Here is a 14,812-nt window from a genome sequence, read left to right as displayed (position 1 = left end):
ACCTGATCGTCATTCGGCCTTAGATCCGCCCCATGCCGATTCGCCCCGCCTCCCCCGCCGACGCCCCCGCCATCGCCGCGATCATCCTGCCGGTGATCCGCGCGGGCGAGACCTATGCGCTCGACCCCGCCATGTCCGAAGAGGCCGCGCTCGCTTACTGGTTCGGCGGGGACAAGACGGTCTTTGTCGCGGAGGAGGATGGTGCGATCCTCGGCACCTATTATCTGCGCGCCAATCAGGCGGGCGGCGGGGATCATGTCGCCAATGCGGGCTATATGACCGCCCCGGCCGCGCGCGGCAAAGGCGTCGCGCGGGCGATGGCGCTCCATTCCTTTGACGAAGCCCGCGCGCACGGCTTCACCGCGATGCAGTTCAACTTCGTGGTGGCCAGCAACGCCGCCGCCGTGCATCTGTGGACCGCGCTGGGCTTTGCCACGGTCGGCCGGGTGCCGGGGGCGTTCCGGCACCCGGCGCTGGGGCCGGTGGAGGCGCTGGTCATGCACCGGCCGTTGTGATCAGCCCTCGCGCGCGACCTGGAAGCCCGCAAAGGACTGGCTGACCGGCATCAGTTCCAGCCGGTTGATGTTGAGATGCGGCGGCAATTCGGCGACCCAGAGCAATGTCGCGGCGATGTCCTCGCCCGTCATCGGGTTGGACCCCGCATAGAGTGCGTCCGACGCCGCCCGGTCGCCGCCGGTGCGGACCGTGGTGAACTCGGTTTCGACCATGCCCGGCTCGATCGAGGTGACGCGCACCCCCTTGCCATGCAGGTCGGCGCGCAGGTTGAGCGAGAATTGCTTCACGAACGCCTTGGTCCCGCCATAGACGTTGCCGCCCGTATAGGGATAATTCGCCGCCACCGAGGACAGGTTGATGATCCCCCCGCGCCGTTCGATCAGCCGGGGCAGCAGCCGGTGGGTGATGGTGATCAGCCCGTCGATATTGGTCGCGATCATCGTGCGCCACTGGGCCAGGTCGCTGTCCTGGGCGGGCTTCGTGCCCAGCGCCAGCCCGGCATTGTTGATCAGCAGGTCGATCCCGGCGAATTCGGGCGGCAGGTCGCCCAGCGCGGCGTCGAGCGCCGCCTCGTCGGTGATGTCGAAGGCGAGCGGATGGAAGGCCCCGCCCAGTTCCTCCGCCAGCGCCTGGAGCCGGTCCCCCCGGCGCCCGGTCCCGATCACCCGCCAGCCGCTCGCGACGAACGCACGCGCGGCGCTGGCGCCGATTCCGGCGGTGGCGCCGGTGATAAGGGCTGTCTTGGTCATGCAGTCATCTCCTTGGAGCAGGCCGGTGTCGTAGCGGCTGCGACCCGTCGATGGCAAAGACCCGCCGGGGGCTTTGCGTTCCGCCCCCTTCCGAAGCCGGCCGGCATCCCCACATAAGGGCCCTTCCCGCCCGCCATCAGGACCGCCCATGCCCCGCCCCATCCGGATCGATTTCGTCTCCGACATCTCCTGCCCCTGGTGCATCATCGGCCTGCGCGGGCTGGAGATCGCGCTGGAGCGGCTGGCGGACTCGTCGGGCGCGGCGGTCGAGGTCGATCTGCACTTCCAGCCGTTCGAGCTGAATCCCGCCATGGTGCCCGAGGGCGAGAATATCGTCGAGCATATCGGCCGCAAATATGGCGCCACCCCCGAACAGTCGGCGGCCAACCGCGCGACGATCCGCGAGCGCGCGGCGGCGGTGGGCTTCACCATGGCGATGGGCGACACGTCGCGAATCTATAACAGCTTCGATGCGCACCGCCTGCTCCACTGGGCGGGGATCGAAGGGCGACAGGCCGCGCTGAAGCACGCGCTGTTCGACAGCTATTTCACGCAGGGACAGGATATTTCGGATCGCGAGATCCTGGCCGCCGCCGCCGTCCGTGCCGGTCTGCCCGAGGACGAGGCGCGCGCGATCCTGTCCTCCGATCGCTATGCCGCCGAGGTGCGCGAGGCGGAGCGGCTGTGGCAGGGGCGTGGCATCCAGTCGGTGCCCGCCATCGTGATCGACAACCGCTATCTCATCTCGGGCGGACAGCCGCCCGAATCCTTCGAGCAGGCGCTGCGCCAGATCCTGGCCGCCGAACCTGCCGACGCCTGAATCTTTGGGAAAGGACACGCCATGACCGACACCCGTTACGCCAAGACCGAGGAAGCCCTGGCCAGGCTGACCCCCGAGCAATATTATGTGACCCAGCAGAGCGGCACCGAGCGCCCCGGCACCGGCGAATATCTCCACACCCGCGAGCCGGGCCTGTATGTCGACATCGTCTCGGGCGAGCCGCTGTTCGCCTCCGCCGACAAGTTCGATTCGCATTGCGGCTGGCCCAGCTTCACCCGGCCGATCGAGCCCGCCCATGTCAACGAGCTGCGCGACACCACGCACGGCATGGTCCGCACCGAGGTCCGCTCGGCGCATGGCGACAGCCATCTGGGCCATGTCTTCCCCGACGGCCCGCGCGATCGCGGCGGCCTGCGCTACTGCATCAACTCGGCCTCGCTGCGCTTCGTGCCGCTCGGCGAGATGGAGGCGCAAGGGTATGGCGACTATGTCGACCAGGTCCGCGCGGCGGAGCAGGGCTGACCCGATCCTCCCCGGCGCGGGGGAGGATTGACGTTTACGGCACCTTTTGCCCCCCGGATCGTTAGGGCCGCGCAACGATAAGTCTTGGAAAACGGGGGGCTATAGGATGGCGATGATCTGGGGATGGGCGCCGTTGCTGCTCGCGGCCCCGCTGTCACCGCAACAGACCACCGACCCCGTCCCCACCGCCGCGCGCATCACGCCCGATGCCGCCACCGGCGATACGCAGCGAATCCCGACCCGCCGCCGCGCGGTCCGCCCCTCCGACAGCGCGCCCTCCGCGATCACCGCCGATACGCGCCGCACCCCGCCGCCGGGGATCATCGGCGATTGGCACAAGATCCGCACGCGGCTGAACGAGCGCGGCATCACCGTCACCGCGCGCTATGCCTCCGAAAGTGCCGCGAACCTGACCGGCGGGCGCAAGACGCTGTTCCGCGAGACCGGGCAGTTCGATGCGGGCGCGCTGTTCGATCTGGAAAAGGTGATGGGGCTGAAGGGCGGGGCGTTCCAGGCCACCCTCACCTATCGGCGCGGCCGCAACCTCAGCGACGACGCCAATCTGGGCACGCTGCAACAGGTGCAGGAGGTCTATGGTCGCGGCCAGACGCTGCGCCTGACCCAGTTCTGGTACGAGCAGCGGATCGGCGACCGGTTCGAGCTGAAGCTGGGCCGCACCAATCCGGGCGAGGATTTCGCCATCTTCTCCTGCCATTTCATGAATCTCAGCTTCTGCGGGGCACAGCCGGGCAATCTGGTCGGCGATTACTGGCAGAACTGGCCGGTCAGCCAGTGGGGCGCGCGGCTGCGCTACGAACCGCGCGACGACCTGTATGTCCAGGGCGCGGTCTATGAGATCAATCCGCGCAACCTGGATACCGACTTCTTCATCGGCCATTTCAAGGGCGCGACCGGCGTGCTGGTCCCCGCCGAGATCGGCTGGATCCGCAACCCGACCGCCGGGCGGATCGGGTCGTACAAGCTGGGCGGCTGGGTCGCGACGGCGGATGCGGCAGACGTCTTCCTGGACATCAACCGTCGTCCGATCGCGATCACCGGCCTGGCCCCGCTGGAGCGGAGCAGCCGCTACGGCGTCTATATCAATATCCAGCAGCAACTGACCGGCGCGACCAAGGACGGCAAGGCCGAAAACGGCCTCAGCGTCTTCCTCAACGCGACCCAGGCCGACCGTGCGACCAGCGTCACCGACAATCAGGTTGCGGCCGGGCTGTTCTACAAGGGGCTGGTCCCCGCCGTGCCGGGCGACGTGCTGGGCTTCGGCGTGGCGCGGACGCATGTGAACGGGCGGGTGGCGGACGGCCAGCGGCTCGATCCCACCCGGCCTGCGGTGCAGGGATCGGAATATGCCGCCGAAGTCTATTACAGCATCCACCCCGCCGAATGGCTGGAGATGCGGCCCAACGTCCAGTTCGTCCACCATCCGGGCGGCTATTCGCAGGCCGACGACGTCACCATATTGGGGCTGAAGGCCGCCTTCACCCTGTAACACCCGCGATTCACGACCCGTTCAATAGACGGCGCGCAAGGACAGGCGTGCCCAAAGGAGTGTTTTGATGATCCGTTCGATTGTGGCGTCCGCCCTGCTGGCGCCGACCGCCATGGCGATGGTCGCCGCCCCCGTCCCCGCGCTGGCCCAGGCCAATGGCGACCTGGCGGCGGTGCAGCGTCACCTGCAATCGGTGCAGACGATGACCGCCGACTTCACCCAGACCGACCGCGCCGGCAAGGTCCTGACCGGCACGCTGACCATGAAGAAGCCGGGCCGGATCCGGTTCCAGTATGAAAAGGGCGTGCCTCTGCTGATCGTCGCCGACGGCGGCGCGCTGACCTTCATCGACTATTCGGTCAAGCAGGTGCAGCGCTGGCCGATCAAGAACTCGCCGCTGGGCGTGCTGCTCGACCCCAGCCGCGACATCGGCCGTTATGCCAAGGTGGTGCCCAGCGCCGATCCCCGCCTGCTCTCGGTCGAGGCGAACGACCCCAAGCATCCCGAATATGGCAAGATCACCCTGGTCTTCGCACGCGACGCCGCCGCGCCGGGCGGGCTGATGATGCAGGGCTGGGTCGCGCTCGACAGCCAGAACAACCGGACCACGATTCGCCTGTCCAACCAGCGCTTCGGCGTGCCGGTGGACGACAAGGCGTTCCGATTCAACGACCCGCGGAGAGCGGCGGCGCGAAACTGAACGGTCGCGGACTATTTCATTCATCCAGGCGACAGGTTTCCTGTCCTATCAGGGCCTTGCGGTTGAGGGGCGTTCGAGATTCCCCCCTGTTGCTCGGACAGGCATCCTCATCCCGCCTGCGTGACGAACGCTAGGTCGGCCCTCGCTCCATGCCCCCGGAGCGGGGGCCTTTCCTTTTCCCCCTTATTCCTCCCCTGCAAGGGGAGGTGGCGCGCATCGCGCGTCGGAGGGGTGTCCCGCTCTCGAGGGGTGACACCCCTCCGTCAGGCCTGACGGCCTGCCACCTCCCCTTGCAGGGGAGGAATGGGGGAGCGGGTAATCTTGTCTCCCCCCCCTGCCCCCGCTACATCGGCGCTCGTGAAAATCGCCTCCTGGAACATCAATTCGGTGCGCTTCCGCGCCGCCATCGTCGAGCAATTCCTGACGGAAGCCGCGCCCGACGTGCTGTGTCTTCAGGAGACGAAGGTCGTCGACGACGACTTCCCCTTCGATCTGTTCCGCTCGCTCGGCTATGAGCATATCATCATCCATGGCCAGCGGATGCACCACGGCGTCGCGATCGCCAGCCGCGTCCCCATCACCGAGGACGACCGCCTCGACTGGCAGGCCAATGCCGAGGCGCGGCATGTCGGCATCCGCCTGCCGAACGGCGTGCGGCTGGAGAATGTCTATATCCCGGCAGGCGGCGACGTGCCCGACCGCGCGGTGAATCCGAAATTCGGCCAGAAGCTCGATTTTCTAGGTCGCATGATCGACTGGTCGGGCAAGCTCGACTGCCCCACCATCTTGACCGGCGACTTCAACATCGCGCCGCTCGAATCGGACGTGTGGAGCCACAAGCAGCTGCTCGACGTGGTCAGCCATACCCCCATCGAGGTCGAGACGCTGGCGCGGTTGCAGGCGTCGAACGACTGGGTCGATCTGGGCCGCCACTTCATCCCTGCGCCCGAGCGACTCTATACCTGGTGGAGCTACCGCGCGAAGGACTGGGCGGCGTCGGATCGCGGGCGGCGGCTGGACCATATGTGGGCGACGCGCGACGTGGCCGAAAAGGCGGTGTCGCATCGGGTGTTCGAGGGGTGCCGCAGCTGGCTGAAACCCTCCGACCATATCCCGATCATGACGGAATTCGATTTTTGAGCGCTGATGCCAAGGCCGCCGCGCGCGCGATCGACGCGCTGCGCCGGGGCTGGCCGATCGCGATTGCGGGCCAGCCGCTGCTCGCGGTCGAGACGGCCGATCCGTTGCGGCTGGCCGCCTTCGATCCTGGGGCCCGCGCGCCGGTGCTGATCTCGGCGGGGCGGGCCGCGACGCTGAAGCTGACCAACCAGCTCGACGCCGCCGATCCCGACGCCGCCGTGCTGGTCGAGCGCGCGCCGTGGATCGACTTCGCCGCCGCCACCGCGCTCGCCGATCCGCAGTTCGACCTCGCGACGCCGCTCAAGGGCCCCTATCGCGCGCTGCCCCTACCCGATCCGGCGGTCGCGGCGGCGGCGGTGCGATTCGCGCGCATCGCAGGGATGCTGCCCGCCTTCTTCGTCGGTGGGACCGGCGTCGAGGCCGAGCTGTCGCTCGCCGATATCGCCGCGCATGAGAATGCCGAGGCGCTGGCCATCGCCACCCGCGCGCGCCTGCCCGTCGCGGGCGCGGAGAATGCCGAGATCGTCGCCTTTCGCTCGCCCCATGCGGCGGGCGAGCATGTCGCCCTGCAGATCGGCCAGCCCAATGGGCAGCCGCCTTTGGTGCGGCTGCACAGCGAATGCCTGACCGGCGACGTGCTGGGCAGCCTGAAGTGCGATTGCGGGCCGCAGCTCCATGCCGCGATCCAGGCCATTGCCGAGGCTGGCTGGGGCATCCTGCTCTATCTGCGGCAGGAAGGGCGCGGGATCGGGTTGGTCAACAAGCTGCGCGCCTATCAGCTTCAGGATCAGGGTTTCGACACGGTCGACGCCAATACCCGGCTGGGCTTCGCGATCGACGCGCGCGATTTCGGGGTGGCGGCGCGGATGCTGACCCTGATGGGGCAGGACCAGGTGCGGCTGCTGACCAACAACCCGGCCAAGGTCGCGGGGCTGGAAGCGGCGGGGGTGCGCGTGGTCGAACGCGTCGCGCACAGCCTGCCGCCCAATCCGCACAATGAACGCTATCTGGCGACCAAGCGCGACCGGACCGGGCACCAGCTTTAACGCTCTGCCTATCCTCCGTTCGCACTGAGCGAAGTCGAAGTGCACGCCCCGCGCTCAGCCACAAGGGTCATTCCCGTGGCCTTCGACTTCGCTCAGGCTGATCGGAGCGTTGGGCGTTCAGAACCCCAGTTCGCGCCGCACATCGGCATAATCCTGCGCGATCGCCGCGACGCCGATCTCGCGCAGCCGCTGGTCGTGGCCGATGCCGCAATGCGTCCCCATGCACATGCCGATGACATGGCCGCCGCTGGCCACCGCACCGGTCGCGCCGACGGGGGAGTCCTCCAGGATCGCACAATCCTCGATCCGCACGCCCAGCCGGTCGGCGGCAAAGAGATACAGGTCGGGCGCGGGCTTGCCGCGCGTCACATGCTCGCGCCCGCTATAGACATGATCGCCGAACGCCTCGCGCAGGCCCAGATGGCGCAAGTGCCGGTCGAGCCAGACGGTCGGGCTGGACGACACCACCGCGCGTGGAAAATCGGCGGGCAGCGAGCGGACGAAATCGACCGCCCCCGCGATCGCCGCGACGCCCTCTTCCATCGCACGGACATCCTCGACGCGGCGCGCTTCGTAAAAGGCCTCGGGCAGCGTGTGGCCGATCCGCGCCTCGATCGTCGCGACGAAGTCCTTCCCCGCCAGCCCCATATAATGGTGCATCGCCTCTTCGGGCGTATGCGGGTGGCCGTTGGCGGTCAGCCATTCGGCGAGGTGGCGATTGCCCTCATATTCGCTGTCGATCAGGACGCCGTCGAAATCGAACAGCAGCGCGGCGAAGCGGCTCATCCGCGTGCTCCGAACAGCGCGCTGCCGACGCGGACATGGGTGGCGCCCAGCATCGCGGCGACCTCATAATCCTCGGACATGCCCATGCTGAGCTTCGCCAGCCCCAGCTCGCGCGCCATCTTGGCGAGCAGCGCGAAATAGGGCGCGGCGTCCAGCCCGTGCGGCGGGATCGCCATCAACCCGACGATCGGCAACCCGGCGGCGCGCGCCGTCTCTAGCATGGCGGGGGCTTCCGCGATGGCGCAGCCGCCCTTCTGCTCCTCCTCGCCGATATTGACCTGAAGGAAACAATCGGGCCGCCGCCCGCTCTTTTCCATCGCCTCGGCCAGCGCGGCGATCAGCGAGGGGCGGTCGACGGTGTGGATCGCATCGAACAGCGCGACCGCGTCACCGGCCTTGTTCGACTGGAGCTGGCCGATCAGATGGAGTTCGACGCCCGCATAATCGTCGCGCAGCGCGGGCCATTTGGCCGCCGCCTCCTGCACGCGATTCTCGCCGAAGACACGGTGGCCAGCATCCAGCAGCGGGCGGATCGTGTCGGCATCATGCGTCTTGGACACCGCGATCAGCGTCGGGCTGGGGTGATCGCCCAGCTTCGCGGCACGCTGGAGCTGGGTGGAGACGGTGGAGAGGCGGGAAACGCTGTCGTCGGTCATGCCCCGCGCTATAGTGCCCGCAATGGCCGACCGATACCCCGAGACATGGCTGATGACCGACGAGCGATTGGGGGACGGGCTGTGGTCCGCCTTGCGGCGGCTACCGCCGGGATCGGGGGTGGTCTTTCGCCACCATGCCACGCCCCCGGCCGCGCGGCGTGCGATTCATCGGCGGGTGTTCCGAATCGCGCGCGCGCGGCGGCTGCTCCTGCTGGTGGCAGGCGGTGGCCTGCCCGGCGACGGAGTGCACAAGCGCGGCCGGGGTAAGGGTCTGCGGAGCTGGCCCGCACATGACCGGGCGGAGGCGGTCGCGGGATGGAAGGCCGGGGCCGACCTGCTGTTCGTATCGCCGCTATTCCCCACCCGCTCGCATCGCGGCGCGCCGAGTCTGGGTTTGCCACGCGCCGCGCGGATCGGGCGGGGGCTGGACCTTCCCCGAATCGCGCTGGGCGGGATGACCGCGAAACGCTTCCGCCGGTTGCGCGGGCGATTCGAGGGCTGGGCCGCGATCGACGCTTGGGTTGCGGTTTAACGCAGCGAGCCGCCTCGCCATATGATCCGTTGCGGCTTTCATATTTGGTTCGCGCGGAGGCGCAGAGGACGCGGAGAAGGGCATCCCTCTCATTCCTGCTTGTTGGGCAGAGTAGTAACGCGTCGTCCGAAGCGTCGACGGGACAGCCAATCCGAAGATCCCAGCCTTCGCTGGGATGACGAACTGGGGCCGATCACCATTCAGCGCTGCCTGTTCTTCCCTCACCCCTCGCAGAGGGGAGAGGGTTGCGCAGACTTGGCCTTTGCGCAGCAAAGGCTTAGTCGGAGCTGGGTGAGGGGTGGGCTCGCTTAGCGAGCGCGCGAGCCGGTCAGCCCCAGAGATACCAGAGACGCCTCGGAACCGCTCGCTACCGAGCGGTTCGCGCTTAGAAGCGGAAGGCCGTTCCCAGATACACCGCCTGGCTGTTACGGCGATCGTCGTCGAGTCGCGCCAGGCGCTCACGATCCGAGCGATAGCGAACACCCGCCGTCACATCGAGGTTGCGCGTCAGCGAATAGGACCCGCCCATGTCGAGCGAATAGCTGGACGGCATGTCGACCAGCTTGGCCGTCGCGTCGATCGGGCGATCGGTCGATGCCTTCACCCGGCCGGTGAAGCGATTCGCGGTATAGCTGACCGCGACATCGGCGCTCTCGCGGCTGCCCGGCATGCCCGCCAGGTCGACGCGGGTCACGTCACCCGACACCGCCAGCCGCTTCCAGCCGACCGCGACGCCCAGATTGTAGGAGATCGGCGCCAGGCCGACCGTCGGCGCGGTGTTGGCGGCGATCCGCTCGTCATTGGTACGGCTGGTCCGCGCACGCACCGCGACGGTCACCGCACGGCTGACGCCGCGCTGGCTTTCCGCCGGGGTGAAGCGCAGGTCGCCCGCGTCGAGCCCGCTCTTGGCGAACAGCGCCGCCAGCCGGGGATCGGCCGCCGCCGGGGTGAAGCCGCCGCTGGCGCGCAGCGACAGGCTGCGCTTGATGGGCTTGCCCCCCTGCTCCACCGCGCCGATGGCGGGCGCGACCAGAGCCGTCGTGGCGGCGAGCGCCCCGATAGCAATTCCGATCACCACACGCCCGAACGACACGGTCCACCCCTTTATGGAAACCCCTTTGTAGGGATCGTCCTAACATGAAAAGGCAGGTGAGCGATCCCATTGTTACGCCCCGATGGGCGAATCTTGTCTGACTGTTGCGCACGATCCACAGAATCGGGGAAACGCCGCCCATCGTCCGGGCGCTTGCCGGGGTGGCGGGGCCCCTGTAGAGGCTATAGCCAACCCTTATTCCCAGTCAGGACAATGCCGATGCTTCGCCGTTCCGCCACCGCGTTCGCGGTTATCGCCGCCCTGTCGCTCGGCGCCTGTGCCGGCAAGAAGGATCGCCCGCAGGCCGATCTGGCCGCGTCGAAGGTCACGACGATCGGCGTCAATTCCTATCTGTGGCGCGCCAGCCTCGACACGCTCAGCTTCATGCCGCTGGCCGAGACCGACTCGAACGGCGGCGTGATCGTCACCGACTGGTACGTCAATCCGCAGACGCCGACCGAGCGGATGAAGGTCACCGTCACCATCCTCGACCAGGACCTGCGCGCCGACGCGCTGCGCGTTACCGCGTTGCGTGAGGTGAACCGCAGCGGCCAGTGGGTCGAGGCGCCCGTCCAGGCGGCGACCATCCAGAAGCTGGAAGACATCATCCTGACCAAGGCGCGCGACCTGCGCCGTGCGTCGATCACGAACTGATAAAAGACGAGAAGAATGGCCTCGCGTTTCAACGCCCTGAAATCGGATTCGACCTGGCAGCGGATCTGGGAGGAGCGGCGCACCTTCGCCGCCGACGATCACAGCCCCAAGCCGCGTAGCTATGTCCTTGAGATGTTTCCCTATCCTTCGGGGCGCATCCATATGGGGCATGTCCGCAACTATACGATGGGCGACGTGCTGGCGCGCTATCGGCGGATGATCGGGCATGAGGTGCTCCACCCGATGGGCTGGGACGCGTTCGGCATGCCCGCCGAGAATGCCGCGATGGAAAAGGGCGTCCATCCGGGCGGCTGGACCCGCGACAATATCGCGACGATGAAGGCGCAGCTGAAGCGGCTGGGCTTCGCGCTCGACTGGACGCGCGAGATCGCGACTTGCGAGCCCGATTATTACGGGCATGAGCAGGCGCTGTTCCTCGACCTGTATGCGGGCGGGCTGGTCTATCGCAAGGAATCGGCGGTCAACTGGGACCCGGTCGACATGACCGTGCTCGCCAACGAGCAGGTGATCGACGGGCGCGGCTGGCGTTCGGGCGCGCTGGTCGAGAAGCGCAAGCTGAACCAGTGGTTCCTCAAGATCACCGACTTCGCCGACGAGCTGCTGGAGGGCCTCACCACCCTCGAGCATTGGCCCGACAAGGTGAAGCTGATGCAGGAGAACTGGATCGGCCGCAGCCAGGGTCTCCAGTTCCGCTTTGCGCCGGTCGCCCCCTTCGCGACGCCGATCGAGGTCTATTCGACCCGGCCCGACACGATCTTCGGCGCCAGCTTCGTCGCCATCGCGGCGGACCACCCGATCGCGCGGCAGCTGGCCGAGACGAATGCCGATGCGGCGGCCTTCATCGAGCGTTGCAAGGCGGGCGGCACCACTGCGGCCGAGCTGGAAACCCAGGAAAAGCTGGGCTTCGACACCGGCTATCGGATGCAGCATCCGATGGACGAGAGCATCACCCTGCCCGTCTATATCGCGAACTTCGTGCTGATGGATTACGGCACGGGTGCGGTGATGGGCGTGCCTGCGCATGACCAGCGCGACCTCGACTTCGCGCGCAAATACGCTCTGTCCGTCACCCGCGTCGTCGCCGATGGCGACACGACCGCGCCGGTGTTCGAGGGCGACACCGCCTATACCGGCACCGGCCAGCTGGTGAATTCGGGTCCGCTCGACGGGATGGACGTGGAGGCCGCCAAGGCCGCCGTCATCGCGCGCGCCGAAAGCGAAGGCTGGGGCCAGGGCCAGACCGTGTACCGCCTGCGCGACTGGGGCGTCAGCCGCCAGCGTTACTGGGGCACGCCGATCCCGATCATCCATTGCGAGGATTGCGGCGCGGTGCCGGTGCCCAAGGACCAGCTGCCGGTGACGCTGCCCGAGGACGTCACCTTCGACGTCCCCGGCAACCCGCTCGACCGGCATCCGACCTGGAAGCATGTCGACTGCCCCAATTGTGGCAAGCCCGCCCGGCGCGAGACCGACACGCTCGACACCTTCGTCGATTCGTCCTGGTATTTCATCCGCTTCGCCAGCCAGCCCAAGGATCGCCCGTTCGATCCCGAGGTCGTCAAGAAATGGCTGCCGGTCGGGCAATATATCGGCGGCGTCGAGCATGCGATCCTGCATCTCCTCTATGCCCGCTTCTGGACGCGTGCCCTCAAGCATATCGGCCTGATCGACGTGGCGGAGCCCTTTGCGGGCCTGTTCACACAGGGCATGGTCACGCACGAAAGCTACAAGTCGTCGGACGGCCGCTGGCTGGCGCCGGGCGAGATTCGCGACGGCATCGAGATCGCGACCGGACAACCGATCACCGTCGGCCGCGTCGAGAAGATGTCCAAGTCCAAGAAGAACACCGTCGATCCCGAACCCATTGTGGATCAGTACGGTGCGGACGCGGTGCGCTGGTTCATGCTGTCCGACAGCCCGCCCGAGCGCGACCTGCCCTGGTCCGAATCGGGCATCGAGGGGTCGTGGCGCTTCGTCCAGCGCTTGTGGCGTCTGTTCGACGGCTCGGAGGCCGCCGAGGGCGAGGACAAGGCGCTTTCCCGGAAATTGCACCAGACCATCGCGGGCGTCGCGGCGGATATCGAGGCGCTGGCCTTCAACAAGGCCGTCGCCAAGCTGTACGAGCTGGTCAACGCGATCGAAAAGGCCAAGCCATCGGCCGCCCGTAACGAGGCGATCCGCACCACCATGCTGCTGGTCGCGCCGATGGTGCCGCATCTGGCCGAGGAAGCCTGGGCCGGGATGGGCCAGGACGGCCTGATCGCCGACGCCGCTTGGCCGGTGGTCGATGAAAGCCTGCTGGTCGAGGACGAGGTCACCGTCGCGGTACAGGTCAACGGCAAGCTGCGCGACACGCTGACCGTCGCCAAGGGGCTTCCCAAGGACGTTCTCGAAGCGACCGCGCTGGCGTCGGACAAGATCGTCCGCGCGCTGGACGGCGCAACGCCCAGGAAGGTGATCGTGGTGCCCGACCGTCTGGTGAATATCGTCGCATGACCCGCTCCCTTCCCCTGCCCCTCTTCTGTCAAATCGCCGCCGGTCTGGCGCTGACGCTGGGCCTGTCGGGCTGCGGGCTGCATCCGCTTTATGCGGGGGGCGGCTCGGGCTCGGTCGCGACCGCCTTGTCGCAGATCGAGGTCGCACCGATTCAGGGGAAGGCGGGCTGGCTGATGGCCAATGCGCTCAATGACCGGCTGGGCGGCAAGACCGGGAATGCGCGCTATCGGCTCGATGTGAAGCTGGACGACCAGATTCGCGGGCTTGGCGTGCGGCGCGACGACTCGGTGGTGCGCGAGCGGCGAATCCTGCGCGCGCGCTATCAGCTGGTCGACCAGACGAGCAATGCGGTGCTGGTCGACGCCACCGCCGGATCGGATGCCGGGATCGACGTGGTCCGGTCCGAATATGCCACCATCGCGGCGGAAAATACCGCACTGGAGCGGCTGTCGGTGATCGTCGCGGACGAAATCGTCGCGCGGCTGGCCACCTATGCCCGGTCGCGCCCCGGCGAGGCGATGGCCCCCGCGCGGCCGTGACGGCGCGACTGCTGTGAAGGCCCCCCTCTCTTGAAAGCCAGCGCCAACCAGATTCGCCAGGCGCTGGGCCGCCCCTCGCCCGACATCCGCCTCTATCTGTTGCACGGGCCGGACGAGGCGGGGGCCGCCGAACTGGCCCGGTTGCTGGCCAATGCGATGGGGCGCGATGCCGAGCGGATCGATCTCGATTCGGCGACGCTCAAGAGCGATCCCGCCCGCCTGACCGACGAAGCCGCCGCGCTGTCGCTGTTCGGCGGGCCCCGGCATATCCGTATCGCCAGTGTCGGCGAGGAAGGGCTGGCGGCGTTCACCGCGCTGCTCGAAGCGGAATCGGCGGGCAATCCGGTCGTCGCCATCGCCCCATCGGTCAAGACGACCGCCAAGATCGTCAAGCTGGCGCTGGAATCGCCGCGCGCCATGGCCTTTGGCTGTTACGCCCCCACGGCGGCGGATGCCGAGCGGCTGGCAGCGACCATGGCGGGCGAAATGGGGCTACGGCTGGCGGCGGGCGTGGCGGCGCGGCTGGTCGATGCCGCCGCAGCCGATCGCTCGGTCATGACCCGCGAGCTGGAGAAACTCGCCCTCTATGCCGACGCCGCCCCCGATCGCCCGCGCGAGATCGACCATGGCGCGCTGGACGCCATCGGCGCCGATCTGGGCGAGGTCGAGATGGGCGATGCGGTCGAAGCGGTGGTCGAGGGCCGCGTCGCCGATCTGGGCGGCGAACTGGCCTTGTTGGATGAAGGTGGCGCCTCCCCCATCCCCTGGCTGCGCGCGCTGGCCCGCCGCCTGGTCGCGCTGGCCGAAATGCGCGCCGATATCGACAAGGGCGAGCCGGTCGACGCGGTGATGAAGCGCCACCGCGTCTTCTTTCGCGACGAGGCCCGCACCGCCAAGGCGTTGCGCCGCTGGACCCCGGCGATGCTGGCGCGCGCACTGGCGCGGATTCGCGCGGCGGAGCGGGCGGTGATGGCGCCGGGCAATGCCGGTGCCGTGCTGGCGGAGGCCGAGGCGACGATCATCGCACAGGGCATTGCCCGGCGGGGGTGATCGCCCTTGGTCTTCGTCTTCGCT

Annotated in this window: 16 protein-coding genes; 12 read left to right on the top strand and 4 right to left on the bottom strand. The window is 67.9% G+C overall.

Features of this window, described 5'->3' with window-relative positions; translation table 11 throughout:
- Positions 1-32 precede the first annotated feature (32 nt).
- Positions 33-515, top strand: a complete 483-nt coding sequence (locus QE363_RS02115; RefSeq protein WP_309691388.1) for a GNAT family N-acetyltransferase — start codon at positions 33-35, stop codon at positions 513-515.
- Here QE363_RS02115 and QE363_RS02110 read toward each other — a convergent pair whose 3' ends face one another.
- Complete coding sequence (locus tag QE363_RS02110) at positions 516-1,265, bottom strand: SDR family NAD(P)-dependent oxidoreductase (RefSeq protein WP_309691386.1); 750 nt, start codon at positions 1,263-1,265, stop codon at positions 516-518.
- Between the two features lie 148 nt (positions 1,266-1,413).
- Between QE363_RS02110 and QE363_RS02105 the strand changes: the two genes are divergently transcribed.
- The 6 genes from QE363_RS02105 to ribA all read left to right on the top strand — a co-directional run bounded on the left by QE363_RS02105 (position 1,414) and on the right by ribA (position 6,961).
- Positions 1,414-2,085, top strand: coding sequence for a DsbA family oxidoreductase (locus QE363_RS02105; protein WP_309691384.1), 672 nt, complete (start codon positions 1,414-1,416; stop codon positions 2,083-2,085).
- Positions 2,086-2,106: 21 nt separating this feature from the next.
- A complete protein-coding gene (msrB, locus tag QE363_RS02100; protein WP_309691382.1) occupies positions 2,107-2,568 on the top strand; it encodes a peptide-methionine (R)-S-oxide reductase MsrB in 462 nt (153 codons plus the stop codon).
- Between the two features lie 112 nt (positions 2,569-2,680).
- Positions 2,681-4,075 (top strand): carbohydrate porin, encoded by a 1,395-nt coding sequence (locus tag QE363_RS02095; protein WP_309691379.1) that lies wholly within the window; start codon positions 2,681-2,683, stop codon positions 4,073-4,075.
- Between the two features lie 67 nt (positions 4,076-4,142).
- A complete protein-coding gene (locus QE363_RS02090) occupies positions 4,143-4,775 on the top strand; it encodes an outer membrane lipoprotein carrier protein LolA (protein ID WP_309691378.1) in 633 nt (210 codons plus the stop codon).
- 303 nt (positions 4,776-5,078) lie between these two features.
- A complete protein-coding gene (locus tag QE363_RS02085) occupies positions 5,079-5,915 on the top strand; it encodes an exodeoxyribonuclease III (RefSeq protein ID WP_309691375.1) in 837 nt (278 codons plus the stop codon).
- Positions 5,912-6,961: a GTP cyclohydrolase II gene (gene ribA / locus QE363_RS02080; protein WP_307101842.1), complete on the top strand. Its 1,050-nt coding sequence runs from the start codon at positions 5,912-5,914 to the stop codon at positions 6,959-6,961. Before QE363_RS02085 ends, ribA begins: the two co-directional genes overlap by 4 nt.
- 117 nt (positions 6,962-7,078) lie before the next feature.
- Here the strand turns inward: ribA and QE363_RS02075 are convergent, their stop codons facing one another.
- Together QE363_RS02075 and QE363_RS02070 are read right to left on the bottom strand one after the other, a co-directional pair.
- Entirely contained in the window at positions 7,079-7,747 is a 669-nt protein-coding gene (locus QE363_RS02075; protein WP_309691373.1) for an HAD family phosphatase, read from the bottom strand.
- The gene (locus QE363_RS02070) at positions 7,744-8,403 is read right to left on the bottom strand and encodes a YggS family pyridoxal phosphate-dependent enzyme (protein WP_307101839.1); all 660 of its coding nucleotides are present in this window, start codon (positions 8,401-8,403) and stop codon (positions 7,744-7,746) included. The genes QE363_RS02075 and QE363_RS02070 overlap by 4 nt, the downstream gene beginning before the upstream one ends.
- 22 nt (positions 8,404-8,425) lie before the next feature.
- On the opposite strand from QE363_RS02070, the gene QE363_RS02065 reads away from it, so the two are divergent.
- Complete coding sequence (locus QE363_RS02065; RefSeq protein WP_309691372.1) at positions 8,426-8,935, top strand: thiamine phosphate synthase; 510 nt, start codon at positions 8,426-8,428, stop codon at positions 8,933-8,935.
- Positions 8,936-9,320: 385 nt separating this feature from the next.
- Here the strand turns inward: QE363_RS02065 and QE363_RS02060 are convergent, their stop codons facing one another.
- Positions 9,321-10,028 (bottom strand): hypothetical protein, encoded by a 708-nt coding sequence (locus QE363_RS02060; RefSeq protein ID WP_307101835.1) that lies wholly within the window; start codon positions 10,026-10,028, stop codon positions 9,321-9,323.
- A gap of 219 nt (positions 10,029-10,247) precedes the next feature.
- Here QE363_RS02060 and QE363_RS02055 point away from each other — a divergent pair, with 219 nt between their 5' ends.
- The 4 genes from QE363_RS02055 to holA are packed head-to-tail and all read left to right on the top strand — an operon-like array spanning position 10,248 to position 14,788.
- Complete coding sequence (locus tag QE363_RS02055; protein ID WP_309691369.1) at positions 10,248-10,682, top strand: DUF3576 domain-containing protein; 435 nt, start codon at positions 10,248-10,250, stop codon at positions 10,680-10,682.
- Positions 10,683-10,697: 15 nt separating this feature from the next.
- Positions 10,698-13,199 (top strand): leucine--tRNA ligase, encoded by a 2,502-nt coding sequence (gene leuS, locus QE363_RS02050; protein ID WP_309691366.1) that lies wholly within the window; start codon positions 10,698-10,700, stop codon positions 13,197-13,199.
- Complete coding sequence (gene lptE, locus QE363_RS02045) at positions 13,196-13,738, top strand: LPS assembly lipoprotein LptE (RefSeq protein WP_309691365.1); 543 nt, start codon at positions 13,196-13,198, stop codon at positions 13,736-13,738. The genes leuS and lptE overlap by 4 nt, the downstream gene beginning before the upstream one ends.
- A gap of 30 nt (positions 13,739-13,768) precedes the next feature.
- Positions 13,769-14,788, top strand: a complete 1,020-nt coding sequence (gene holA, locus QE363_RS02040; RefSeq protein WP_309691364.1) for a DNA polymerase III subunit delta — start codon at positions 13,769-13,771, stop codon at positions 14,786-14,788.
- The last annotated feature ends 24 nt before the right edge of the window (positions 14,789-14,812 follow it).

This window comes from Sphingomonas sp. SORGH_AS_0870, assembly GCF_031453175.1.
Lineage (GTDB): Bacteria > Pseudomonadota > Alphaproteobacteria > Sphingomonadales > Sphingomonadaceae > Sphingomonas.
The sequence above is the reverse complement of the archived record's forward strand: the minus strand, read 5'-3'. Positions and strand labels throughout refer to the sequence as shown.

Bases quoted from the DNA above. Each gene is read 5' to 3' on its own strand.
- QE363_RS02115 (WP_309691388.1), top strand. From the start codon at position 33: ATGCCGATTCGCCCCGCCTCCCCCGCCGACGCCCCCGCCATCGCCGCG.
- QE363_RS02110 (WP_309691386.1), bottom strand. From the start codon at position 1,265: ATGACCAAGACAGCCCTTATCACCGGCGCCACCGCCGGAATCGGCGCC.
- QE363_RS02105 (WP_309691384.1), top strand. From the start codon at position 1,414: ATGCCCCGCCCCATCCGGATCGATTTCGTCTCCGACATCTCCTGCCCC.
- msrB (WP_309691382.1), top strand. From the start codon at position 2,107: ATGACCGACACCCGTTACGCCAAGACCGAGGAAGCCCTGGCCAGGCTG.
- QE363_RS02095 (WP_309691379.1), top strand. From the start codon at position 2,681: ATGATCTGGGGATGGGCGCCGTTGCTGCTCGCGGCCCCGCTGTCACCG.
- QE363_RS02090 (WP_309691378.1), top strand. From the start codon at position 4,143: ATGATCCGTTCGATTGTGGCGTCCGCCCTGCTGGCGCCGACCGCCATG.
- QE363_RS02085 (WP_309691375.1), top strand. From the start codon at position 5,079: ATGGGGGAGCGGGTAATCTTGTCTCCCCCCCCTGCCCCCGCTACATCG.
- QE363_RS02075 (WP_309691373.1), bottom strand. From the start codon at position 7,747: ATGAGCCGCTTCGCCGCGCTGCTGTTCGATTTCGACGGCGTCCTGATC.
- QE363_RS02070 (WP_307101839.1), bottom strand. From the start codon at position 8,403: ATGACCGACGACAGCGTTTCCCGCCTCTCCACCGTCTCCACCCAGCTC.
- QE363_RS02065 (WP_309691372.1), top strand. From the start codon at position 8,426: ATGGCCGACCGATACCCCGAGACATGGCTGATGACCGACGAGCGATTG.
- QE363_RS02055 (WP_309691369.1), top strand. From the start codon at position 10,248: ATGCTTCGCCGTTCCGCCACCGCGTTCGCGGTTATCGCCGCCCTGTCG.
- leuS (WP_309691366.1), top strand. From the start codon at position 10,698: ATGGCCTCGCGTTTCAACGCCCTGAAATCGGATTCGACCTGGCAGCGG.
- lptE (WP_309691365.1), top strand. From the start codon at position 13,196: ATGACCCGCTCCCTTCCCCTGCCCCTCTTCTGTCAAATCGCCGCCGGT.